We start from the raw sequence: 24,095 nt of genomic DNA on the forward strand, positions 1-24,095 counted from the left end.
GCGAACGTACATCCCCTGCAACTGAGGGCAACGCTCTCATGAGCCGAGCGCATTGCAGTGGGCTACATCGAAGCCTCTACACTACAATGCCGCAAAACCTTGCGCACACCCTAGACACGGCGCAAGGACATGCCGTGTTCTGCCCTTCAAGGCAAAGTCGCTTCAGCGGATCGACAGGCGGCTGACGTGCAGCAACGTTCTTATAGCAATTTGACGGAGGGCTGCGCATTAGCAGAGCGCCTTCAGGACATCCTGCACGGCACGATTTAGACGCGATTGTGGGACACAAAGCTGCGTCTCGGTTGCAGCATGGGCTAGAATGTCCCGCGCAAACAAATGCTCGCGTGGGTTGGTGTGCTCCGTCGATTTTGCACTACCTCAAGTTGGCTACTGAATGCTTGTCTCTAACGCCACTCCCGCAAAGGGAGTATCACTTTCCTCCGTCTCTTTTCGGGTCGCAGCGGCCCACATTCGAAGGAGGTTGAAATGGCACAGGGTGTGGGCTCGATCGACGGTCTTGGTGAATTCCTCGAGGCTGATAGCTATGAGGGAGGCTTCCTCAGCGCCGAGGCCGGTGACGCCCTCAGCGACTTCGAAGCCTTTGACCAGGAAGATATCGGCGTAACCGAAGGTAACTTCTTCGACGTCGAAAGCTTCGAAGAGTTCTCAGCCGACGGACATGATTTCGAGGAAGAATATGCCATGGAGGCAGATGGCGACCAGTTTCTGGGCGCTGTGTGGAAGGCGGCGAAGAAGGCGGCCAAGGTCGTCGCGCCAATTGCCAAGAAGTTCGCCCCGCAGATCGGAACCATGATCGGCGGGGCGCTCGGCGGACCAGCCGGCGCAGCCATCGGCGGCAAGCTCGGTTCCGTGGTGCGCTCACTGGAAGCTGACAACGAGATCGAGACGGAGGAGGAGATGAATGCGATGATCCGCGTTCCGGCAATCGATGACCAACTGTCCGAGGCAATGGCTGTCGCTGCGTCGAAAGCTCCCGTCAGCGATGCACTCGCACTGGGTTCAGCGATCACAATAACGATCTCCAGCCGGGCGCCACTCGCCGTCAAGACCGTGACGCCTGTTCTGGCAAAGGCAAGTGCGGACGTGGCTCGGCGACTGGCCGCCACGAACGATCCGCGGGCCCGAACACTGATCCGGACACTACCGACGATCCAACGTCGAACCATTGCGACACTCACCCGCAAGGCGCAAACGGGAAAACCCGTGACGCCGCGAACGGCCCTTCGCGTCATGGCCAAGCAAGCAAACCGCACGCTGACCAACCCGAACACCATCGCGAAGGCGCTTGCAGGCAATGCCGCAAAGAAGCGGCAGATCGATCGCCGCGCGGTTGCCCGGGCCGAACGCTTCTACTGAACTCCGGAGCCGCAAAGGCTGGCGAGAACGACGATGTACGCAACGAGCCATGCGCCTCCGGCCTTTGCAGTCGACGCGGTGAACAGGCGGCACGGCCTGGCCGGGGTCATCCAGGTCGCCTGGCCAGCGCACCTGGGATACGCTCCGAGCTCGTGAGAAAGCTCGTCGTGGCCGCTGAAAGGTGCGCGAATCCTCTCCTGCTGCGGCGTCTGCCGGACGCGTATACCGGCCACGGCGCATCCGGCCTTTGCAAAGCTTGCCATCATCGCTGCCAGCTTTGCCGCAAGAGCCGTTTCAACGAAGTCTCGACCCAGAGGTATGGCTATGAATATCGTGGCGGCAATACCGGAAGCGGCAAGATCGAAGAGCCAGCCCTGCCTGGGAGCGACCGCGGCCGGCAATGCACTGCCTTTCTTCGCCACACGGACGGCGGTCAATGCCCGGCGGTTCGTTACGGGTCTGAGGGCATTCCGGGAGGACGAGTTCGGCTCCGGTCCTGAATCGCCGAGCTGTGCGCACATTCAAGCCGTCAACCACCTCATCGAGGAAGCCCGCAAGCGGCAGATGGTCGAGGATGCTCGGCTTGCGGCGGTCGCCGGCAATATCTCGAAAGCGGGCGATGCCGGCCGCGCCCTTCTGCTCCAACTGAAGGAGCGCAACCAGGCGCTAGCCAGCGAGACGGAAAAGATCTGGGAGTTCTATCTCAATCTGTTCGGCCAGCGTACCGGGCCATTCCGGCATTGGCTTCGCGGGATCGACCGGATTGCGCTCGATTGCTATCAGGCCGTCTATCTCGGCCTCGGCAAGCCGCGCTCGATTCCCTCTCCGGTTCCCTTTGCCTACATGGAGGCGGGTTTCGGCCCGGCGACATTCCGGCGCGGTGTCAAGTTGTCCAAACTCGGCCAACGGCAAAACCCGTTTCCGCTGGTCAAGGTCCCTTTTCACCGGCTGGTCAACCCCTGGTCGCTGGGAGCAGTGCCGCATGAGGTCGCGCACAATCTGCAGAACGATCTTGAGCTCTGGGAGGTCATGCCCTATCGCATCAAGCTCGCGTTCCAGCAACACAAGCTGCCGGAGCAAAACGCGGAGGTTTGGGCGCGATGGCACAAGGAGGCCTATGCGGACCTCGCGGGCGTGCTGCTGATCGGGCCGGCCTATGTCGGCTCGCTCATGGACGTTGTCGGACGCTCCCGCCAGCAGACCGCGGCCTACTCCGACGAAGCTGTACATCCGACGCCGATCATCAGGGTACCGCTCAACATCCGCCTGCTGGAACGCATCGGCTTTGGCGAGGACGCACAGGCATTCCGACGTGCCTGGGACATGCTCTATCCCGCCTCCATCTGGAAGCTGGTGCCGGGATGGGTGCGCGCGAAGCTGCCGAAACAGATAGACGCGGCGCTCGACGCGATGTGCTTCACGACCTTCAAGGAATATGGAGGACGAGCGCTCGCGGACGTGGTACGCTTTCAGCCGACGCACGCAACGCTCGTGCGGGAGGCCGCGACGCGGCTCGAGTCAGGGACCGATACAGGGATACTTCCGGAACGGTTCTTGATCGCGGCAGCGCGCATTGCGCTGATCCGCAAGAACGTCGCACCGGAGATCATCCATCGCAACTTCTATAAGACGTTGGGGAGGTGACCGCAATGGCCGGGATCGAAACGAAGACAATCGAGGGCGAGACTTACGAGCCGCGTGGCGCCTTGCGAACGTTTGCTGAGGCCTTGGACAAGGTGGGTGTGTGCCTGGGCAACCTTGATGCGTTCATTGAGCCCGTGAGGACGTCGTTTGATCCGAAGGACCTTTCGGTATCCTTCGACCAACTGGCGCGCCGCACGCCGGAAGCCCTCGATCATGCACGAAATGCTCAGGTTGCAATTGGAGACGAGCGTGCCGCCTCTGCTCTCCAGAGCGTCCTGGCGCTGATCCGTACAGTCCATTCCGATATCACGACACCCGAAATCCAGGACAACATCACAGGGGATCTGAAAAGACTTATCGCAGATCCCAAATCGCGGCATGGGCCGGGAAGTGAACTGGATAAAGCGGTCGATGACCTGGACAATGTGTTGTCCGAGTTGTCGGAGGCGGTTGGCGATCTCCTCGATACTGTCATCAAACTCGTGCCGGACCTGACCGGCTCGGCTCGTCCGGTGTCGCGCGAGACGAACGAGCAACCTGCTGCCGAAGCCATCCGTGACCTGGCCGTGATGATGGCGAGCTTCCAGACGGTTTCCGCCCGACCGACGGAGACCGGCCGGGCGAGCGGACGCTTTGAGACGGTCAGCGACCAGATGATGGCGACTCTCGATGCTTTCAGCCTGCCGCACGACGGCGTCCAGTTCGGTCACGAAGACAAGGTCGAGGTGGCGCGCAACCGGCTGATCGACGGCCTGATGCGCAACTTTGCATGGAAGGAGCGCGATGGTTTCCGCGTCTACTACCGGACCGATGCGGTGCCGGCGCATAGTACGGCGGAGCCATCGCAACTCCTGAGAGGCGATGCTCTCGTCAGTGCCACCATGCTGCGTTCGGATGCGGATGCGTTGGTTGCGACGATCGCGCGGCTGCCGGCAATGAACCGCTTCGAGACGGTTCGGGGGCTCTTCGACCCCGCAGCGATGCGCCGGCGGATAAAGGATGAGCTCGACAGCCTGGTCGAGACGGCGCGTGATCCGCTCGGGATCAATCGGGCGAGGGCCAATTTTCAGTTTCGTCGGGTGGTCAGGACCATCCTCGAATATCTGGAGCTCGGCGAGATCCATACGGTTGCGAACTGGCCCAGCCGCTTCGAGAGCAACAACCCGCACGACCTCATTGGGGAACTTGCCGGTGTGATCGACAGCGACCTCATGGCGCCGCCTGTTTCGGCGGTCCGGGAGGAGGAGGTCACCGCCGAACTGCGGGCCATCTTCCGCCTTCTTTGCTCGATCGGCAGCAGGGTCCTTTTGGTTCAGGAGGGAGCCCAGCGTGGCGTCAATGCGGCTCGCCTTGAACTGGCGCTGACGGCGACGCTCGGTGCGGCCATCGCGCTCGAGGATCAGCTCGAACGCACCGGTACTGACGCGATCGAACAGGACCTTCAGTTCGTTCCGGCTCAGGAAGGATCGTCGGGGACCGTCGGTCTGTCCCTGGGACAGTTTCTTGGCTGGGTGCGTGCGGTCGCCGAACCGTTTGCACGCCCCGAAAACAGCGCCGCCAACCTGTACTCGGAAGACCTGAAAATACTCCGTGGCGAGCTTCTTTCCCTCAAAGAGGCGGCCGGTCTGTTTGTATCCGATGCCAATGTCCTGCGCTTCTCGGTCCGGTTGTTGCCCGGGCCATTGCGGCAGTTGATCGAGCTGAAATACCTGCTGGACAAGGCTTTCCAAGCTGCCGATGCGATGGCTTCGGCAAGTGCTTGAGAGGGCCTGGGAGGACGCGAGATGGCAACCGATCTGACGAATTTGGGTGGTCTCAACGATCTGCTTGGCCGGCTGCAGCGTCTGCGGTCGCAAATGGTTCGCGACGCGCGGGACGAACTGGCGAAAACACCCGCGCAAGCCGAGCTAATCAACCAGTACATCACGGAGGCCGAGGAGGCGATCTTTGATGCGCTCAAGGGCGCGCCCGGCCAACCGACCAACGACGGCGGCCTCGGCCGCATGATCGGTCTCGGAGACCAGGTCGCGTCCACCCTGAACGAGGTTCGCCCAGCCTCGCTGGTTCCTGCCTATGACGACCAAATCAGCCGCGAACGGCTGACGGCTGTTGGCGACCTCTATTACATCTACCAGCACGAGCGCGCGGGCGTGTTCCGGGCCATTCTGAGGCTGCAGCAATTGTTCCAGTCGGGCGAAATCCGCCTTTCCGACGGTCGCGGTGCCCTGGCCCTTTACCAGTATGACCGCAAGCGTGTGCTGCGATACACGCAGCGGGAGCGGCGCTCGGCCTATCGCAAGGTCTTCGGTTACACCGAGGCTGCGCCACCTTCCGGCGCCGAGCCGAACATCGCATTCCACGCTCTTCTCAGCAATTTCTGCCAGCATGTCTCTCGGTTCTTCGAGGACAAGCGCGTGTCGGAAGTTCTGCGTCCGGACGGCATTCGCGAGACCTTCGGTAGTATGGCCGTCGTGCGGCGCTCCGGGCTCGATCTCAGGCACAACCTTAAGCAGGTGTCCTATGGCCATGTCGCGGTGCTGCGCAGCGAGGTCATGGTTCTCCTACAGGAGGCGTTCGACATTCTCGGCTCCGATGATGTCATCAATCTCTTCGGGGCCGACAATGCCTGGGATGTGCTCGAAGAGATTTCAAAGCGATACCTGCGCGAAATTCCGGTGACCTCGCAGCGTAGCCGCATGGCTGTCACCGGCCGCGAGATTCTGCGCTGGCTGTCGGAAGATTATCTGCTGACGACAGTGCGCATCGACTTCGAGTCTCTGCTCGAGGCGATCGTCGACGCTTGCGATGATTGGCTGACGAGCGCGGAATCAGTTGGACTTCGGCAAAAACCTCAGATGAGTGCCGGGAACGTGGTCACGTTCGAACCAGCGCGCGGCCGCGGCAGGTCCGGCCGCGGTGATATCAACTACACCTGAGAGGCAGGGGGCGGGAGAAGTCCAGCAAGAACTTTAGCGCCACTTTAAGCATTTGGGAGGGCTGTATGGCACGGATATCATCGGCATCAGTACCTGAGCAGGGAACATCGTTTGCATCCGCCACGCCGATGGCGCGAGGGAACCCATATCTGTCACCGGACCTTGCTTCTCGCTTCTGCGACCGCCTTTCGTTTCTGTCCCCTCGTGAACAAGAGATCGCTCGCCTTGTTGCGAACGGTATGGCGAACAAGGAGATCGGCCTTGCCCTCGGCATCAGTCACTGGACGGTCTCGGCGCATCTGCGACGCATCTTCCTCAAGCTGGAGATCGATCGCCGCATTGATCTCTGCTTACTTTATCGCGCGATGATTTCCAGGGGAGAATGCACGTCCACTGGATTATCGAGATGAGAGGCGCGATGCTGGGACGCGGCGCGGGCGGCGAAGGCCCCACGAGCGGCATTGGTCTTGGTGAAGGCCGTTCCGGGCAGTTGCTGGCCTACCGGCAAACAAGCCGATCCTGGATCCGTTACTGAATGAGGCCGGTTGAACGGCGAAAATGCCGTGCCCTCGCTGCTTGCAAATCTGCAGTCCGCGCCACCTGAGCAGGAGTGACGTAATCCCAGGCCAGTCTTGGCCTATTCGGGGCCAGGGACTGGGCGTTCCGATAGAGTTGATTTTGGGCGAAGCTGGCCGATTGCAAACTTCCGCAGATCAGATGAGAGTTGGGCCACCGGATTTCTACCACAAAGCAACTCGAGGCACTCATGTTTCCACTTTCGCACATGATGAAGTCCTTCATACGCAAGGGTTGTCTGACCGTCATCGACGCAGAAGGAAAACGTCATGTTTTCAAGGGCACGCCCGGTCCACGGGTGACGATGAGGCTGACTGATCGAAAACTCTACCGGACATTGGTTTTCAATGCTGAGCTTGCGGCCGGCGAAGCCTACATGGATGGAACGATGCGGTTCGAGGAGGGCTCGACTCTACGGGATTTCCTAACGCTCTTCTCGGTCAATCGGCTTTCGCTCGGCTCCTATCCGATTCAGAAGGTCCTGCGCGCTATTAAGATGCGCTTCCGCAAACGTCAGCAGTCAAATCGCAAGGGACAGGCGCAGCAGAACGTCGCCCACCACTACGACCTCGGCAACGAATTCTATAAGCTGTTTCTCGACGAGAACATGCTGTATTCCTGCGCCTATTTCAGGGAGCAAGGCGAAACCCTCGAGCAGGCACAACGCAACAAGCTGCGGCTTCTTGCTAGCAAGCTCGGACTAAAACCTGGAATGAAGGTGCTCGATATCGGCTGCGGCTGGGGCGACCTCGCGCTTTATCTTGCGGCATTGGAGAATGTGGAAGTTCTCGGCGTGACGCTGTCCAAAGAACAGCAGGCGCTCGCCTCGCAGCGGGCCGAGAAAGCCGGGCTTGCCGAGCGCGTCCGTTTCGAGCTGAAGGACTATCGGGACGTCGAGGGATCCTTCGGCCGTATTGTGTCCGTCGGCATGTTCGAGCATGTCGGCGTTCATCACTATGATGAATTCTTCAAGAAGCTGAATGCGTTGATGCCGGATGACGGCCTGGCGCTGTTGCATTCGATCGGACATATGAGCCCGCCGGGCATGGCAAGCCCGTGGCTGCGGAAGTATATTTTTCCCGGAGCCTACTCGCCAGCCCTTTCCGAAGTGTTCGAGGTTGTCGAGCGAAACAGCCTCTGGGTGACGGATCTGGAATTCCTGCGTGTTCACTACGCCACGACGCTAGCCCACTGGACCAACCGCTTCGAGGCGAACCGCGACAAGGTGATCGCGCTTTACGACGAGCGCTTTGCCCGCATGTGGGAATTCTACCTGATCAGCGCGGAGATGATGTTCCGCACCGGCAGCCAGCTCGTTTTCCATATGCAGCTGTCGCGCTCTCGTGACGCCGCCCCAATTGTTCGCGACTACATCACCGACAAGCAGCGTGACTATATCGAACAGGAGAAAACGCTCAGCCTGTCTGTGTGAGCCGACATTTTGGGCTTTGCCCAGCGCTCCGTCGCAGGTGGCGGATCGCGTACAACCAAATGCTACCGTTTGGTTGCCATCCACAAGACATGGCGGGCGCCACCGCGTTTCCCATTGGCACGCACATTCACCTCGTCGGTGGCAAAGCCCACCTCCCGCAATCGACGTGTAAAAGCACTATCCGGCGCGGATGACCAGACCGCAAGCACGCCGTTCGCGCGCAGGGCAACTTTGGCGGCACGAAGACCGCTGTGGTCATAGAGGCTGTCGTTGGAGGCGCGCGTCAGCCCATCGGGACCATTGTCGACATCGAGCAAAATGGCATCGTAAGCCGTTTTCTGCGACCGGATCAGCGCGCCGACATCACCTATCTTGATATCGACACGTGGATCGTCGAGCGTGCCCTCGTGGAGATCTGACATCGGTCCGCGCGCCCAATCAACCACGGCCGGGACGAGCTCCGCGACCGTGACACGGGCATCGTCTGGCAGTCCGCCCAGGGCGGCCCGCAGTGTAAAGCCCATGCCGAGGCCGCCGATCAGGATGCTGGCGTATTTACGCCCTGCAATCCGCTCACAGCACAGCGTCGCCAGTGCCTCTTCAGAACCGCTCAGCCTGCTGTTCATCAGCTCCGTTGAGCCGAGCATGATGGAAAATTCGCTACCGCGCTGCTTCAGGCGCAACTCACCCCCATCGCCGGGAATGGTCGAGCGATCAAGTTGAATCCAGGGAAGCATCGGCGTATCTCGTTGTTGTTGTTGTTGTTGTTGTTGTTGTTGTTGTTGTGTTGTAGGCGCCTCGTAGCATGGGCGCGGTGCTGAAAACACCAGAGTATCTGATGGAAGGATATTGGCTCGACCCAAAGGAAGACCGTCGCGCTTATGCCGTGGTCGTGGTTCGCCAATGCAGGCACGCTTCAATGCACTGCCATAGCCAATGTTAGCCGCCTCCTGGCGGATAATACGTCATTGAAAGTGATGAAAAGACTGGCGGAGAGGGGGGGATTCGAACCCCCGATACCCTTGCAGGTATGCCGCATTTCGAGTGCGGTGCATTCAACCGCTCTGCCACCTCTCCGCATACGGTTGGCGCCCAGTGGCGCGGTGGGCTACATAGCGGGTGTCCTTCGGCCTTGCAAGAGGCAGCGAAGGGCAAAATGAACTAATTCCATCCGTTCGGCCGAAACATTCTTGACAGCTTCCGGAAGCTCGCCTATTGCCGCACGTGCGTGGCAAAGGGCAAATGCCGTTTCTGCGTGGGTCGGCTTTATGTATGCCGCTTACGGGCACCTCAAAGAGCCTTCCTTCACCGGCGGACAACAAACTGTTCGTCAAACCCGACTGATAAAAAGACGGCCGCGCCCCTGGGGCGAAGAGCCGGAACGAACATGAAAGGACAAGAAATGTTCGCAGTCATCAAGACCGGCGGTAAGCAGTACCGCGTGGCAGCCAACGATGTCGTGACGGTTGAAAAGCTCACGGGCGTCGCTGGCGACAAGATTGAATTCACCGAAGTGCTGATGGTCGGCGAAGGTGCCGACGCGTCGATCGGTGCTCCCTTCGTCGAAGGCGCGGTCGTTACCGCCGAAGTCGTCGAACAGGGCCGCGCCAAGAAGGTCATCGCCTTCAAGAAGCGTCGCCGCCAGAACTCCAAGCGTTCGCGCGGCCATCGCCAGCACCAGACGACTGTCCGGATCGTTGAGATCGCGGCAGCCGGCGGCAAGGCAAAGAAGTCTTCCAAGAAGACTGAAGCCGCTGCCGAAGCAGCAGCGAACTAAGACCAGGACAGGTAAAGGAGAACTCCAATGGCACACAAAAAAGCTGGCGGTTCCTCGCGTAACGGTCGCGATTCCGAGTCCAAGCGCCTCGGCGTGAAGAAGTTCGGCGGCGAAGTCGTCCTCGCAGGCAACATCATCGTGCGTCAGCGCGGTACGAAGTGGCATCCGGGCGCCAATGTCGGCCTCGGCAAGGACCACACGATTTTTGCGCTTACGGCAGGCAACGTGAACTTCCGTACGAAGGCCAATGGCCGCGTGTACGTGTCTGTAATGCCGAAAGCCGAAGCAGCGGAATAAGCCGGTAGCGCTCTAAAACAGCCGGCGTCTCATCGACCTGGCTGATGCTACAGGTGTCAAACCTGCAGAAACAAAAGGGGAGATGGGGCAATCCATCTCCCCTTTGTTCATCTGGAGGATTGAACCATGATCAGCGAAATGTTGCGGGAAGACCAATCAAGGTCTCCCGAAGAACGGCCAAGGCCAGAACGGTCGAGGACCGATTGTCCCATATTGCTGTCGCACAGGCTGGTCCTGCGCGCCCCGCATGAAGACGACATCGACGCCCTTGCCCATCTTGCCAACAACGCCAACATCGCCAACATGGTCGCCCGCATGCCGCATCCTTACACGATCGCGGACGCGGCCGACTTCGTGCGACGCACAAAAGCCGGCGCGATTGGCAAGTGCGTCTACGCGATTACCAAGGCGGACAATGGCGCGTTCCTTGGCTGCTGCGGGATCGAGCCGCAGGAGGACGGCAGGACGGTGGAGCTCGGCTACTGGCTGGGTGAACCATACTGGAACCAGGGCTACGCAACCGAAGCGGCGCAGAGCCTGACGGACATGGTCTTCCGCACCCGCGAGGTCGAGCAGATCGATGCGCGTTGCCGCGTCATGAACATCGCCTCGCGGAGGGTCATCCAGAAGTGCGGCTTCCAGTTCCAGGCCACCGGCATGATCCAGAGCCTTGCCGTCGGCGGCATGGTTCCGGTCGAGTGGTACCGGCTCGACCGCAAGACCTGGGTCTCACTGAAGAGCTGGGGAAACATCGGATGAGCGCCCTGCGTCAGGAACGGCAATTGGCCGTTCATCACGATCCCGGCCCCTGCCCGGTCATTGCGACCGAGCGGCTGACCCTGCGTCCGCATCGGATCTCCGACGTGGACGCGATCGCTCAGTCACTCGGCGACTTCCGCGTCTCGCGCATGCTGGCGCCGGTGCCCGCGCCGTTCGACCGGCAGGATGCCGTGGAGTGGCTGTCAAGCGTCACGAGCGGACTTCTTCCGAATTGGGCTTTCGCCGTCACGACCGGAGACGACGTGCACATCGGCGTCGTTTCCTTCGAATGGCGCGCGGGCCAGTGGCATCTCGGCTACTGGCTGAACCGCTTCTTCTGGGGGCGGGGCTACATGAGTGAGGCGGTTCACGGTGCCGTCGCGCGCTTTCTCATGCGGATGCCCGGGGTGGAGATCCATTCCGGCGTCTTCACCGACAACCGGGCCTCCCTGAAGGTGCAGGAAAAGATCGGATTTCGTGTCACGGGGTTGAGCGAGGTCTATTCGGTCGCGCGCAACGCGATGGTTCCGCATGTCGAGACGCGGCTCCTTGCCGGCGATTTTCACCCGGCTCCGCTGCGCCGGTAGCCGTGTCGGCCGATGGCGGGGGCCCTGCCATCGGCGATCTCTCACATGAGCTCGAACCAGACCGGCAGATGGTCGGAGCCGGTTGCCGTCTCGTCCACCCAGGCCTCCTTGAGGCGCCCGACGAGGCCATGACTGACGAAGCAATAGTCGAGGAACATCCGGTGACTGTGGTCCTTGGGATCGATCCAGCTGTAGCTCTCCGGGCTGCGCTTGCCGAGGCCCGCCAGAACGTCGAGCGGATTTGTGGCGCGGATCTGGCGGCCGTAATAGCCGTCGATCTCGCCGGCCACGGCACAGTACTCCGGCGATTCGGGAACCATGTTGAAGTCGCCCATCAGCACGTAGTCGTCCGGAAAAGGCGGTTCGCGCAGGCCGAATTCGCCGGCGCCGGAAATCGCCCCGCCGTCGAGCGCGTAGGCCTGGATGCGTTCCTTCAGATAGCGGATCTGCTCGATCCGCTCGCCGCGGTAGATGTGATCCAGATGGACGGAATAGACGCGAAGCGGGCCGCCGGGCGCATCGATGACGGCTTCCGTCGCGCCGCGCTGCAGGTTCAGCCTGTCGATCGTGCGGCTGCGCGGCAGCGAGATGAGGCGTGAGGCGAGGATCGGATCGCGCGACAACACCATATTGCCGAACTGGAAACGGCGACTGACGGCGCGGCCGTCCTCGATCGCCGAGCCGGCATCGACGTCGCATGCGGGCCAGTACACGCAGAAGTGCGCCGGCAGACGCGCCTGAAGTTCGGCGACCATGTCGATGTTGCCGTTGCGGTGGAAACCACGGGTCACTTCCTGGAGCGCGATCACATCGGCGCTCTCGATTTCGGAAGCGATGCGGGCCAGGTCCAGTCGGCCATCGAGGCCGATACCATACTGGATGTTGTAGGTGACGAATTTCACGATAGTCTTTGACCTCCGCTGGAACCGGCTATATCGATGGCGGCAAATTGACGATCAGGCAGTAGAAAACCAAGAACGGCGAACCGATGAAGTTTCTCGACGAAGCAAAAGTCTATATCCGCTCCGGCGACGGCGGTGCAGGGGCTGTCTCGTTCCGCCGCGAGAAATTCATCGAATTCGGCGGCCCAGACGGCGGCGACGGCGGCCGCGGCGGCGATGTCTGGGTCGAGGCGGTCAACGGCCTGAATACGCTGATCGATTTCCGCTATCAGCAGCACTTCAAGGGCGCGACCGGCATTCATGGCATGGGGCGCAATCGCACCGGTGCGAACGGCGCCTCGGTGACGCTGAAAGTGCCGGTCGGAACGCAGATTTTCGAGGAAGACAACGAGACGTTGATCATTGATCTGACCGAAGAAGGACAGCGCTTTCGGCTTGCGGCCGGCGGCAACGGCGGCTTCGGCAACGCCCACTTCAAATCGTCGACGAACCAGGCGCCGAACTGGGCCAATCCCGGTCTCGAGGGCGATGAGAAGACGATCTGGCTGCGGTTGAAGCTGATCGCCGATGCAGGGCTCGTCGGTCTGCCGAATGCCGGCAAGTCCACGTTCCTCGCGACCTGCACGCGGGCGCGGCCGAAGATAGCGAACTATCCCTTCACGACGCTGCATCCGAACCTCGGTGTTGCCACGGTCGACGGACGGGAGTTCATCCTTGCCGACATCCCCGGCCTGATCGAGGGCGCGCACGAGGGCACTGGCCTTGGCGATCGCTTCCTTGGCCACGTGGAGCGGACGCGTGTGTTGCTGCACCTCGTCTCGGCGCAGGAAGAAGAGGTTGGCAAGGCCTACAAGACCGTCAAGCATGAGCTGGAGGCCTATGGCGGTGGGCTGACCGACAAGCCGGAGATCGTGGCGCTGTCGCAGATCGACGTGCTCGACGAGGAAGAACTGAAGAAGAAGGCGAAGGAACTGGAAAAGGCGTGCGGGCAAAAGCCGTTGCTTCTATCGGCGATCACCAACGTCGGCATGCTGCAGGCCCTGCGCGCACTTCGCGACGAGATCGTTCGCTTTGGCACGGAAGAACAGGACGAGGCTTGAGATGTCCGGGACCCACAAGTCGCTTTCGAAGCATCGGCGCATCGTCATCAAGATCGGTTCCGCCCTGCTCGTCGATCGCGCCAGTGGGCTGAAGAAGGGCTGGCTCGATGCGATCTGCGCCGATATCGCCGCGCTCCGCAAGAGTGGTACAGAGGTGCTTGTCGTCTCCTCGGGCGCGATCGCTCTCGGGCGAACCGTTCTCAACCTGCCTAAGGGCGCGCTGAAGCTGGAGGAGAGCCAGGCGGCGGCGGCCGTCGGTCAGATCGCGCTCGCCCGCGCCTGGTCGGAAAGCCTTTCGACGGACGGCATTGTCGCCGGTCAGGTCCTGCTCACGCTCGGTGACACCGAAGAGCGCCGCCGCTACCTGAATGCGCGCGCCACGCTGAACCAGCTCCTGAAGCTCGGCTCGGTGCCGATCATCAACGAAAATGACACGGTCGCAACGACCGAAATCCGCTACGGCGACAACGATCGGCTCGCGGCTCGTGTTGCAACGATGGCCGGCGCCGATCTTCTCGTGCTGCTATCGGATATCGACGGGCTCTATACCGCCCCGCCGCATCTGGATCCCGCCGCACGCTTCCTTGAAACGATTGCGGAAATCACGCCCGAAATCGAGGCCATGGCCGGTGGGGCCGCATCGGAGTTGTCGCGTGGCGGCATGCGCACCAAGATCGATGCCGGCAAAATCGCCACCGGCGCCGGCTGCGCGATGATCATCGCGTCGGGCAAGACCGACCATCCGCTGTGGGCGATCGACGCCGGCGCGCGCTCCTCATGGTTTGCGCCCTCCGGCTCGCCGGTGACCGCGCGCAAGACCTGGATTGCCGGGCAGTTGCAGCCGGCCGGCACGCTTGCGATCGATGCCGGTGCCGAGACCGCGCTGCGCTCGGGTAAGAGCCTGCTTCCCGCCGGTGTGCGCGCCGTCTCGGGTGCGTTCTCCCGCGGCGATACGATTGCAATCGTCGGCACTGCCGGACGCGAGATTGCCCGGGGGCTGGCAAGCTACGATGCCGACGAGGCGCGCCAGATCGCGGGCAAGAAATCAGGCGAGATTGCCGGGATCCTTGGCTATGCGGGACGGGCGGCGATGGTGCATCGCGACGACCTCGTCATGACGGGTGCGGGAAGAACCGATAGCGCCCCTGCCGAAGAGGAAAAGGATGCCGCCCATGCTTGAACAGGCGCAGACGACGGCCGACGTGACCGAGTTGATGACCGGGATCGGTCGCAATGCGCGCGCCGCCAGCCGGCCGCTCGCCGTCGCATCGACGGCGGCGAAGAATGCCGCGCTTGAGGCGATGGCAAAGGCGATCCTCGCTGATCGCGATCAGATCCTTGCCGCCAATGCAATCGATCTTGCGCATGCGCGCGAAAGCGGGCTCGCCGGCTCCTTCATCGACCGTCTGACGCTGACGCCGGAGCGGATCGACGCGATTGCCGCCGGCATCCGCGACATCGCCGCCTTCAAAGATCCGGTCGGCGACGTGATTGCCGAGTGGGACCGGCCGAACGGCCTGCACATCGAGCGTGTGCGCACCCCGCTCGGGGTGATCGGCGTGATCTACGAGAGCCGCCCGAACGTGACGGCCGATGCCGGCGCCCTCTGCCTGAAGGCCGGCAATGCGGTCATCCTGCGCGGTGGCTCCGACAGCCTCAATTCCTCGCGGGCGATCCATGCCTGCCTGGTGCGCGGCCTGAAGGAAGCCGGACTGCCGGAGCACGCGATCCAGATGGTGCCGGTCGCAGACCGCGCGGCTGTCGGCGCGATGCTCTCCGGGCTGGACGGCTCGATCGACGTCATCGTCCCGCGTGGAGGCAAAAGCCTCGTTGCCCGTGTGCAGAACGAGGCGCGCGTCCCCGTCTTCGCCCATCTCGACGGCCTCTGCCACGTCTATGTCGACCGTTCCGCCGATCTCGACATGGCGCGCAGCGTCGTCGTCAATTCCAAGATGCGCCGCACCGGCATCTGCGGTGCGGCCGAGACGCTGCTGATCGATCGGGCCGCGGCCGGAACGCACCTGGCGCCTCTGCTTGCCGCGCTCAAGGATGCCGGCTGCGAGGTTCGCGCGACGAACGAAATCCGTGCGCTCGTTCCCGGTCTCGAAGCTGCGGCCGAGAAGGACTGGTCGACCGAATATCTGGACGCCATCATCTCGGTGGCGCTGGTCGACGGTGTCGAAGGCGCCATTGCACACATCAACCGGTGGTCCTCGGCGCATACGGAGGCGGTGATCGCGCAGGATCAGTCCGTGGCGGCCCGCTTTTTCGCCGAGATCGATTCCGCCATCCTCCTCCACAATGCCTCGACGCAGTTTGCCGATGGCGGCGAATTCGGCATGGGTGGGGAGATCGGCATTGCGACCGGCAAGATGCATGCGCGCGGGCCCGTCGGCGTCGAGCAACTGACTTCGTTCAAATACCGGGTGCGCGGCACCGGACAGGTGCGGCCCTAGGTGCAGCCCGAGACGATCGAAGCGCGATACCTGCGGATGCCGCATGTCGAGCGGGGGATGGTCGTCGGTCTTTTCGGCGGCTCCTTCAACCCGCCGCACGAGGGCCATGTGCTCGTGGCCGACATCTCGCTGCGTCGCCTGCGTCTCGACCAGCTCTGGTGGATGGTAACGCCGGGCAATCCGTTGAAGGATCATCGTCATCTGGCGCCCCTCGAACAGCGCTTGCGGCAGTCCGAAGCGATCACGCCTGACCCGCGGATCAAGGTGACGGCCTTCGAGAAGACGATCGGCCAGAGCTATACGGCGAGAACGCTTGAGATCGTCAAGGCGCGCAACCCCGGCGTGCACTTCGTCTGGATCATGGGTGCGGACAATCTGCAGGGCTTCCATCGCTGGCAGAGCTGGCAGACGATTGCCCGTACCTTCCCCATCGCGGTCATCGATCGGCCGGGATCGACGCTCGCCTATCTGTCGTCGAAAATGGCGCGAACCTTCGACCACGCTCGCATCGACGAGGAGGATGCCGGAGCGCTGGCTTTCCGCAAGTCACCGGCTTGGACATTCATCCACGGCCCCCGTTCGCCGCTCAGTTCCAGCGCCCTCAGACATCGCGCGGAACTGGAGAAAAGAGCTAAAGAGAAGTGATGTCTTGAAACCGACAGGCTTTGGTGCCTAAATCTAGTGGTGGTTCGTCGCATGTGGCACGAATCACAACCGTGCTAGGCCTGTTCAAAGGAAAGGAAACACTCTGACAACAGTGCACGCGAAGGGAAGCGCCAGCAGCGCTCTTCCCAAAAGCGCAGGACGCGGCGACGATGCCGCCGACCGCGCTCTTCAAGTGGTCCTCGCAAGCCTCGAGGACTCGAAGGCTGAAGATATCGTCACGATCGACATTGTCGGGAAATCCGCGCTGGGCGACTACATGGTGGTCGTGTCCGGACGGTCGAACCGTCATGTCGGAGCGATTTGCGATCATCTGCTCACCGACCTCAAGGACGAAGGCTTTGGTTCCGCCCGCGTGGAGGGACTGGAGACCGGTGACTGGGTGCTGATTGATACGGGCGACATCATCGTCCACGTGTTCCGACCCGAAATCCGCGAGTTCTACAACATCGAGAGGATGTGGGCAGCTCCGGACCTGGAAGACGGTACGTTGCACTAGATCGTCGCACGGTCCGGGATTCGGGCGTCGCATGCGGCCATGTTTGAACCTGCACCCGCTTGGGTAAGCGTTGCCGCTGCGTGCGACGGAGGAACCGGATAGATGCGGATCGGACTTTTTGCGGTCGGACGGCTAAAAGCCGGTCCTGAGAGAGATCTCGCCGCGCGCTATTTCGACCGCTTTGCCAAGTCCGGCCCGCCGATCGGTCTGGAGTTCGGCAAGCTTGTCGAGGTTGCCGAGAGCCGGGCATCGAACCCGGAAACGCGCAAGCGCGAGGAGGCGGCGCTGCTCGAAAAGGCGCTCCCGGCCGATGCGGTGTTGATCTTGCTCGACGAGCGCGGAAAGGCGCTGGGTTCAGAAGACTTCGCCGGTTTGATCGGCCGGTGGCGTGATTCCGGCAAACGGGATCTGATGGTCGCGATCGGCGGCGCCGATGGCCTCGATCCTGCCCTACACGCGCGCGCAGACGCAACGCTGTGCCTTGGCAAGATGACCTGGCCGCACCAGCTCGTCCGCATCCTGATTGCCGAACAGCTCTATCGCGCCACGACCATCCTGTCCGGTCACCCCTATCACCGCGCTTGAGGGTCGTAGCATTCGCTCGATCTGATCAGACATCAGCCGCAATTTGAGTGTTGTTCCTTGGCGAAATCCGCAAATCGGCTTAGACCGACATTGGAACGACAACGCGCGGGATCATGACCACGTCCGCAATATCTAAAAACGGCAAGCGCATCGCGGCTCGGCGTCCGGAATGGTCGCGCTCGGCCGTTGCAATCGCGCTCGGCTTTTGGCTGGTCCTGCCGCCCGTGCCGCTCTTGGCCGAGCCTTCCACGCCTCCTGCTGCGACTGGAAAGGTCGGCAGGCAGGTGACCGTCGAGGCGGATCCTGCCGCCGCGATCGCACTTCGACGCGACAGCACGCGGCGCGAACTCGAAGCGCTCTCGAAGACCATTACTCTTTCAGAGGAAAAGACCCGCGAGCTGGAGGCCGGCATCGGCAAGCTGGAGAAGGATCGCGCGTCGCTGCGCGAGGCCATCGTCCAGTCGGCGAAGGCCCGCAAGGACATGGAAGCGAAGATTCTTGCGGGCGAGAAGCGGCTTGCCGCCATGCGAGCCGATGAGGATGCTGCCCGCAGTTCACTGCACGAGCGCCGGGGCCTTCTGGCCGAGGTGCTTGCGGCACTCCAGCGCATGGGCCGCAATCCACCGCCGGCAATCCTCGTCACCCCGGATGACGCGCTCGCGTCGGTCCGAAGCGCGATCGTGCTGGGTGCGGTTGTGCCCGGCATTCGGGCGGAGACGGAGCGGTTGGTTGCCGATCTGCAGCAATTGGCGGCGATCCGGATGGACATCGACAAGGAGAAGACCGACCTCGCCAGCGCCATGGCAAGCCGACTGGAAGAGGAAAGGCGCTCTGAATTGCTGATCAGAGAGAACGAGGCGCTGGCGGCGGAAAACACTCGCACGCTCGAAGCCGAGCAGCGGCGGGCGGAGGAACTTGCCGGCCGATCGACCAGTCTCGAAAGCCTTATCGGCAGCATGGAGCGCGAGATCAGTTCCGTGCGCGAGGCGGCAGCTCTGGCGCGCGTGCAGGAAGCCGAGCGCGCGAAGCAAAGCGAGGCGGAACGCCAGCGTGCGCGAGAGGCCGCCCTCTCCGGCTCGCCTGACAAAAACCGCATTGCTCCGGCATATGCGTTTTCGGAACTGACGAAACGCCTCGAATACCCGGTCGCGGGGGATCCGTTGCGGCAGTTCGGCGAGGCGGATGGTACCGGCCACTCGTCTCAGGGGCTGATACTTGCGACGAACCCGGGCGCACTCGTGACCGCACCAGCCGACGGCTGGGTTGTCTTTGCGGGGACGTTCAGAAGCTACGGGCGCATGATCATCCTTAATGCCGGCGACGACTATCACCTGGTTCTCTCAGGGATGGATCGGGTGAACGTCAGGGAAGGTCAGTTCGTCGTGGCGGGCGAGCCGCTCGCCGTGATGGGTGAGAAAAGAGTGGCAAGTGTAAATGCATTGGCGCTGGAAACGGACAAGCCGACGCTTTACATTGAATTTCGAAAAAACGGCAAACCGGTTGATTCCCGACCCTGGTGGTCCGCTACTGTCTCTGGAAAGGCAAGCAATGATTCGTAGGGCTTCCCTTGTTCTCGTCGGAGCACTGATGGGTGCGACGGCCATGAGCGCAATCTATTCGGTGACGATGCCGGCCGAGGCGGCGGGCGCGTCGACCTATCGCGAGCTGTCCATCTTCGGCGACGTGTTCGAGCGCGTGCGTGCGCAGTACGTGACGCCGCCGAAGGAAGACCAACTGATCGAGAACGCCATCAACGGCATGCTGTCCTCGCTCGATCCGCACTCCTCCTACATGAATTCCAAGGATGCCGAAGAGATGCGCACGCAGACGCGCGGCGAGTTCGGCGGTCTCGGCATCGAAGTGACGATGGACGAGGAACTCGTCAAGGTCATCGCCCCGATCGATGACACGCCGGCGTCACGCGCGGGCGTTCTCGCGGGCGACCTGATCTCGAAGATCGACGGCCAGGACGTTCGTGGCCTGAAGCTCGAGGAAGCCGTCGACAAGATGCGCGGCAAGGTCAACACGCCGATCAAGCTGACGATCCTGCGCAAGGGAGCCGACAAGCCGATCGAACTGACGATCATGCGCGACATCATCGCGGTGAAGGCCGTGAAGTATCGCGCCGAGGGCGATGTCGGCTATCTGCGCGTCATTTCGTTCACCGAGAAAACCTTCGACGATCTCGAAAAGGGCATCGAGAAGATCAAGGCGGACGTGCCGGCCGACAAGCTGAAGGGCTTTGTCCTCGACCTGCGCCTCAATCCGGGCGGCCTGCTCGATCAGGCGATCAACGTCTCCGACGCCTTCCTGGAGCGCGGCGAAGTGGTTTCCACTCGCGGTCGGAATGAGGACGAGACCCGCCGCTTCAACGCTTCGCCGGGCGACCTGACCGATGGCAAGCCCGTCATCGTCCTGATCAACGGTGGCTCGGCTTCCGCTTCGGAAATCGTGGCCGGTGCTTTGCAGGATCTTCGCCGCGCCACCGTGGTCGGCACCCGCTCGTTCGGCAAGGGTTCCGTCCAGACGATCATCCCGCTCGGCGAAGCCGGCGCGCTCCGCCTGACGACGGCGCTCTATTACACGCCGTCCGGCAAGTCGATCCAGGGAACCGGCATCTCGCCGGACATCAAGGTCGACCAGCCGCTGCCGCCGGAGCTTCAAGGCAAGGTCGAAGCCGCAGGCGAGTCCAACCTGCGCGGCCATATTAAGGGCCAGAGCGAGAGCGAAGAAGGTTCGGGCTCCTCTGCCTATGTGCCGCCGGAAGCCAAGGACGACCTCCAGCTGCAGTATGCGCTTCAGCTGTTGCGCGGCGAAAAGACCGACCCTTCCTTCCCTGCCAGTCCGGAAAAGGCCGAGCTGAAAAACTAATGTGACGGCCCGGATCACCGCGACACGCGTGATCCGGGTACGCTCCTTTCACGCTCAGGACGGACCTGTCTCTTGGGAACGGATCTCAACGCACCGCTCGGCCAGAATCGGAAGGCTGCGTCCGGCCGCGCAGGTCCGCCTCGCTTTTCCGCCACCCGCGTTGCCGCCACTCTTGCCGTCGTCGGTGTCCTTGGGCTGTCGCTGTGGACAGCATTGGCACCCAGTGGTCTCCTTAAGGGACCCCCGCCGATCGTTGTAGCGCAGCCGACTGGAGAGGCCGGGGCCGATGGGACGTCCGCAAATGCGGAAGGGTCGGAAGCATCGAGCGGTGTGCGCCGCCAAAGGGGACAGTCTGGTGCAAACATCGAGGAGACCCGGACGGCCGACGGCAGCGTCGTGCGAAAGTTCACGCCCAAGGATCGGGGCGATGGCGGGCCGCTGATATTCGATGGCAGCCGGGTGGGCCAGGATCCCCGCTTCGCGGCCATTCCGAACGAAGATCTGGTCGAAGACACTGCTTACGGCAAACTGCCCGTCGTCGGCCCGGATGGTCTCCGCCCGGTCGAACAGTATGCACGGCCGTGGTCAGGTGCGCGCGGTACCCGGATTGCGATCGTGGTGGGTGGTCTCGGTCTGAGCCAGACCGGCACGCAGCGGGCAATCCGCGATTTGCCCGGCGAGGTGACGCTTGCGTTTGCGTCGAGCGGCAATAGCCTGCCGCGCTGGATGCAGGAGGCTCGCCGCGACGGCCACGAGATCCTGCTGCAGGTGCCGCTTGAGCCCTTTGATGACCCGGAAAACGATCCCGGTCCCCGTACGCTGCGGACCGATGCCAGTGCGAAGAAGAACCTGGACGATCTGCATCACGCGATGGGGCAGATTACCAACTACACGGGCATCATGAATTTCATGGGCGGCCGGTTCCTGTCGAGCGCGGATGCGCTGGAGCCCGTCATGCGCGATATTGCCGATCGCGGTCTCCTCTTCCTCGACGACGGTTCGTCGGCGCAGTCGGTGTCGGGAACCATCGCAGGCGCGCTGGAGATGCCGCACGTCTTCGCCGATCTGCAGCTCGACTCGACGCTTTCGCGCGATGCGATCCTGCGCAAGCTGGATGAGCTCGAACGCGTCGCCCGCCGCAATGGCACTGCGATCGGTGTTGCCTCTGCCTTTGACGAAAGCGTGCAGTCGATCGCGGACTGGAGCCAGGAAGCTGCGCAGCGCGGCATCGAGATCGTCGGCGTAGCCGCCCTTGCCGACCAGGGCCCGAAGCAATAGGCCCGAAGCAATAGGAATACCGATGAGCAAAGAAGCGAAGAAACCCCTGCGGCCCGAGGATCTGCCCTACCGACCATGCGTCGGCATCATGGTGCTGAACCGGGATGGCCTCGTCTGGGCGGGGCGGCGCATTGCGATCGGAAATTCTGAGTATGACGGCTCGCCGCAGCTTTGGCAGATGCCGCAAGGCGGCATCGACCGTGGCGAGGATCCACTGGCGGCCGCGTCGCGCGAGCTCTACGAGGAGACTGGCATCCGTTCGGCCCGGCTCATTGCCGATGCTGGTCGCTGGATCAATTATGACCTCCCGCCACATTTGATCGGCATCGGCCTGAAGGGAAAATACCGCGGCCAGACGCAGCGCTGGTACGCCTTCCGCTTTGAAGGCGAGGAAAGCGAGATTGCGATCAACCCGCCGCCCGGCGGCCATGAGCCGGAGTTCGACGCCTGGGAATGGAAGCCGATGCAGGCATTGCCCGAGTTGATCGTTCCGTTCAAGCGCAAGGTCTATGAGGAGGTCGTTGCGACCTTCGCCCATCTCGCGCCCTGACATCGGATCCGGATAGGGTATGCGGCAAAGCGCGAACGACTTCGCGGACCAGGCGCGCGTAGCATACTGACGTATCTCTCGTATATTACTTCAACCCGCTGAAGGGACGATCCAAAATCCCTCGGACCGTTGGAGGTGCGACATGACCGGTAACGACAAGTCGAATCCGAATGACGCTGTTCTCAGCGCCGAAGCGCTGCGCAAGCAAATTCTCGAAACACAACTCGCAGAGATGGAGAAAGAAGACAAACTGCGGGATCGCAAGAACGAAGAGCTGGCGAAGTTCACCGACGAATTTTTCCACAAACATGTCGGCGAACAGGAGCGGGCGATGATCCGCAATGTTGTGGCCCGCGCGGTCAAGGAAGGGAAAATGGAGGCCCTGGTCTACACGTTTCCTTCCGATTTCTGCACGGATAGCGGACGGGCAATCAACAACGCCGATCCGGACTGGCCGCAAACCCTTCAGGGCAAGGCAAAGGAGTTGTTTGACCGCTTCAAGGAAGTGGCGCAGCCTCAGGGCTACCGGCTGAAGGCAATGGTGATCAACTTCCCGGGCGGTGTTCCCGGCGATATCGGTTTCTACCTCAACTGGGAGCCACCGGTCGCCTGACGCGGCATGTTTCCAGGGTTTGGCGAAGCCAGATCTCTCGTCGAGAGGGAAGCACATGGACGACAGATCGTCTCCCGGCTCGCAACCCGTCGCATCCGACCAGCCCACGATCGAAAGGCGGGTTACCGATTTCGTGCGGCTGGGGGTGGTGGCCCTCTTTGCCTACTGGTCCTTCACCCTCGTCGCCCCGTTTCTCGTAATCGTGATCTGGGCGGGCATCCTCACCGTGGCGCTCTATCCCTGCTATCAGGCGCTCAGGGTCGCGCTTGGCGGCAGCAAGCGGCTGGCAGCGATACTGCTCACGCTCCTGAGCCTTGGCATCATCATTGGCCCGCTGGCCGCCATAGCGCTCAATTTCGTGGAAGCAACGCACTGGTTGATGATCAAGCTGGAAAGCGGGTCGTTGCAGATTCCGACGCCATCGGAAGGCATCAGGGAATGGCCGGTCGTCGGTGAGCGCGTCTATGAGGCCTGGCGCCTTGCATCCGAGAATTTGACAGGCGCGCTGGAACGTTTTGAGCCGTCGCTGCTGCAATTGGGCGGCGACGTTCTCGGTAAGGCCGCACGTGTCGGGTTCGGGTTGCTGAGTTTCATGGCGTCGGTGATCATTGCAGGGTTCTTCTTTGGTCACGGTCCGCAAATGGCCACCGGTATCAACCGTTTTGCCGATCGCATCGCTGGTGAACGGGGCATTGGCTTCGTTCGGTTGGCGGCCGCAACGATCCACAATGTTGCGAGAGGCGTCATCGGCGTCGCTATCTTCCAGGCTCTTCTCTCGGGGCTCGTCCTGTATTTCTTCGATATCCCGGCTTCCGGCGGGCTCACCTTCGCAATCCTGATCCTCTGCATCGTCCAGATAGGTCCGGCACCGGTGTTGTTTCCCCTCATCATCTGGGCGTGGATGACGAAGGATTTCACCTATGCACTGTCTTTGACGGCATTCCTGGTTCCGGTTGCGGTCATCGACAATGTCCTAAAGCCCATACTCGTGTCGCGCGGGCTTTCGACGCCGATGCTAGTTATCCTCATGGGCGTGATCGGCGGTACACTCTCCTATGGACTCGTCGGCCTGTTCCTCGGCCCGATCGTTTTGAGTGTGTTCTACGATCTTCTGGTCGCGTGGCTCCGTGGTCCATATACGCCGGAAAGCGGCAAGCCACCCCTGCCGTGGTCCGATCGAACGGAGTAGAGCG

At 62.0% G+C, this 24,095-nt stretch carries 24 protein-coding genes, 1 tRNA gene and 1 pseudogene; 23 read left to right on the plus strand and 3 right to left on the minus strand.

Annotated features, from left to right (window positions below):
- Positions 1-486: 486 nt before the first annotated feature.
- The 7 genes and pseudogenes from IB238_RS17970 (at position 487) to IB238_RS17995 (ending at position 7,965) form a co-directional block, all read left to right on the plus strand.
- Positions 487-1,377, plus strand: a complete 891-nt coding sequence (locus tag IB238_RS17970; protein WP_192250050.1) for a hypothetical protein — start codon at positions 487-489, stop codon at positions 1,375-1,377.
- 318 nt (positions 1,378-1,695) lie between these two features.
- Entirely contained in the window at positions 1,696-3,021 is a 1,326-nt protein-coding gene (locus IB238_RS17975) for a hypothetical protein (RefSeq protein WP_192250053.1), read from the plus strand.
- Positions 3,022-3,026: 5 nt separating this feature from the next.
- Positions 3,027-4,784, plus strand: coding sequence for a hypothetical protein (locus IB238_RS17980; protein WP_192250056.1), 1,758 nt, complete (start codon positions 3,027-3,029; stop codon positions 4,782-4,784).
- A 21-nt stretch (positions 4,785-4,805) separates the two neighbouring features.
- On the plus strand, positions 4,806-5,957 hold the full coding sequence (locus tag IB238_RS17985) for a hypothetical protein (RefSeq protein WP_192250059.1): 1,152 nt from the start codon (positions 4,806-4,808) through the stop codon (positions 5,955-5,957).
- A 65-nt stretch (positions 5,958-6,022) separates the two neighbouring features.
- Entirely contained in the window at positions 6,023-6,367 is a 345-nt protein-coding gene (locus IB238_RS17990) for a LuxR C-terminal-related transcriptional regulator (RefSeq protein WP_192250062.1), read from the plus strand.
- A 2-nt stretch (positions 6,368-6,369) separates the two neighbouring features.
- Positions 6,370-6,571, plus strand: a pseudogene (locus IB238_RS24635) (flotillin family protein); the annotation flags it as partial.
- A 152-nt stretch (positions 6,572-6,723) separates the two neighbouring features.
- The gene (locus IB238_RS17995; RefSeq protein WP_192250065.1) at positions 6,724-7,965 is read left to right on the plus strand and encodes a cyclopropane-fatty-acyl-phospholipid synthase family protein; all 1,242 of its coding nucleotides are present in this window, start codon (positions 6,724-6,726) and stop codon (positions 7,963-7,965) included.
- Between the two features lie 62 nt (positions 7,966-8,027).
- On the opposite strand, the gene IB238_RS18000 is transcribed toward IB238_RS17995, so the two are convergent.
- Positions 8,028-8,702: a hypothetical protein gene (locus IB238_RS18000; RefSeq protein ID WP_192251274.1), complete on the minus strand. Its 675-nt coding sequence runs from the start codon at positions 8,700-8,702 to the stop codon at positions 8,028-8,030.
- 250 nt (positions 8,703-8,952) lie between these two features.
- Positions 8,953-9,042: transfer RNA gene (locus IB238_RS18005), tRNA-Ser, on the minus strand.
- A 325-nt stretch (positions 9,043-9,367) separates the two neighbouring features.
- Between IB238_RS18005 and rplU the strand changes: the two genes are divergently transcribed.
- The 4 genes from rplU to IB238_RS18025 all read left to right on the plus strand — a co-directional run bounded on the left by rplU (position 9,368) and on the right by IB238_RS18025 (position 11,385).
- Positions 9,368-9,742 (plus strand): 50S ribosomal protein L21, encoded by a 375-nt coding sequence (rplU, locus tag IB238_RS18010; protein ID WP_192251276.1) that lies wholly within the window; start codon positions 9,368-9,370, stop codon positions 9,740-9,742.
- Between the two features lie 27 nt (positions 9,743-9,769).
- Positions 9,770-10,039 (plus strand): 50S ribosomal protein L27, encoded by a 270-nt coding sequence (rpmA, locus tag IB238_RS18015; RefSeq protein WP_192250068.1) that lies wholly within the window; start codon positions 9,770-9,772, stop codon positions 10,037-10,039.
- Positions 10,040-10,165: 126 nt separating this feature from the next.
- Positions 10,166-10,798: a GNAT family protein gene (locus IB238_RS18020; protein ID WP_192250071.1), complete on the plus strand. Its 633-nt coding sequence runs from the start codon at positions 10,166-10,168 to the stop codon at positions 10,796-10,798.
- Entirely contained in the window at positions 10,795-11,385 is a 591-nt protein-coding gene (locus tag IB238_RS18025) for a GNAT family N-acetyltransferase (RefSeq protein ID WP_192250074.1), read from the plus strand. Before IB238_RS18020 ends, IB238_RS18025 begins: the two co-directional genes overlap by 4 nt.
- 41 nt (positions 11,386-11,426) lie before the next feature.
- On the opposite strand, the gene IB238_RS18030 is transcribed toward IB238_RS18025, so the two are convergent.
- The gene (locus IB238_RS18030; protein WP_192250077.1) at positions 11,427-12,287 is read right to left on the minus strand and encodes an endonuclease/exonuclease/phosphatase family protein; all 861 of its coding nucleotides are present in this window, start codon (positions 12,285-12,287) and stop codon (positions 11,427-11,429) included.
- A gap of 86 nt (positions 12,288-12,373) precedes the next feature.
- Here IB238_RS18030 and obgE point away from each other — a divergent pair, with 86 nt between their 5' ends.
- From obgE to IB238_RS18090, 12 genes are all read left to right on the plus strand, one after another.
- Complete coding sequence (gene obgE, locus IB238_RS18035; RefSeq protein ID WP_192250080.1) at positions 12,374-13,387, plus strand: GTPase ObgE; 1,014 nt, start codon at positions 12,374-12,376, stop codon at positions 13,385-13,387.
- Between the two features lies 1 nt (position 13,388).
- Positions 13,389-14,567, plus strand: coding sequence for a glutamate 5-kinase (proB, locus tag IB238_RS18040; protein WP_192250083.1), 1,179 nt, complete (start codon positions 13,389-13,391; stop codon positions 14,565-14,567).
- Entirely contained in the window at positions 14,560-15,843 is a 1,284-nt protein-coding gene (locus IB238_RS18045) for a glutamate-5-semialdehyde dehydrogenase (RefSeq protein WP_192250086.1), read from the plus strand. The genes proB and IB238_RS18045 overlap by 8 nt, the downstream gene beginning before the upstream one ends.
- A gap of 15 nt (positions 15,844-15,858) precedes the next feature.
- Positions 15,859-16,488, plus strand: a complete 630-nt coding sequence (locus IB238_RS18050; RefSeq protein ID WP_192251278.1) for a nicotinate-nucleotide adenylyltransferase — start codon at positions 15,859-15,861, stop codon at positions 16,486-16,488.
- A gap of 103 nt (positions 16,489-16,591) precedes the next feature.
- A complete protein-coding gene (rsfS, locus tag IB238_RS18055) occupies positions 16,592-17,005 on the plus strand; it encodes a ribosome silencing factor (protein ID WP_192251289.1) in 414 nt (137 codons plus the stop codon).
- A 102-nt stretch (positions 17,006-17,107) separates the two neighbouring features.
- Positions 17,108-17,590, plus strand: coding sequence for a 23S rRNA (pseudouridine(1915)-N(3))-methyltransferase RlmH (gene rlmH, locus IB238_RS18060; RefSeq protein WP_192250089.1), 483 nt, complete (start codon positions 17,108-17,110; stop codon positions 17,588-17,590).
- 113 nt (positions 17,591-17,703) lie between these two features.
- A complete protein-coding gene (locus IB238_RS18065) occupies positions 17,704-19,149 on the plus strand; it encodes a murein hydrolase activator EnvC (protein WP_192250092.1) in 1,446 nt (481 codons plus the stop codon).
- On the plus strand, positions 19,139-20,461 hold the full coding sequence (locus IB238_RS18070; protein ID WP_192250095.1) for a S41 family peptidase: 1,323 nt from the start codon (positions 19,139-19,141) through the stop codon (positions 20,459-20,461). The genes IB238_RS18065 and IB238_RS18070 overlap by 11 nt, the downstream gene beginning before the upstream one ends.
- A gap of 72 nt (positions 20,462-20,533) precedes the next feature.
- Positions 20,534-21,739, plus strand: a complete 1,206-nt coding sequence (locus IB238_RS18075; protein ID WP_192250098.1) for a divergent polysaccharide deacetylase family protein — start codon at positions 20,534-20,536, stop codon at positions 21,737-21,739.
- Between the two features lie 22 nt (positions 21,740-21,761).
- Positions 21,762-22,289, plus strand: coding sequence for an RNA pyrophosphohydrolase (locus IB238_RS18080; RefSeq protein WP_192250100.1), 528 nt, complete (start codon positions 21,762-21,764; stop codon positions 22,287-22,289).
- Positions 22,290-22,431: 142 nt separating this feature from the next.
- On the plus strand, positions 22,432-22,902 hold the full coding sequence (locus IB238_RS18085) for a hypothetical protein (RefSeq protein ID WP_192250102.1): 471 nt from the start codon (positions 22,432-22,434) through the stop codon (positions 22,900-22,902).
- A 55-nt stretch (positions 22,903-22,957) separates the two neighbouring features.
- Positions 22,958-24,091, plus strand: a complete 1,134-nt coding sequence (locus IB238_RS18090) for an AI-2E family transporter (protein ID WP_192250105.1) — start codon at positions 22,958-22,960, stop codon at positions 24,089-24,091.
- Positions 24,092-24,095: the final 4 nt, after the last annotated feature.

It is taken from the genome of Rhizobium sp. ARZ01, from assembly GCF_014851675.1.
Taxonomy (GTDB): domain Bacteria; phylum Pseudomonadota; class Alphaproteobacteria; order Rhizobiales; family Rhizobiaceae; genus Mycoplana.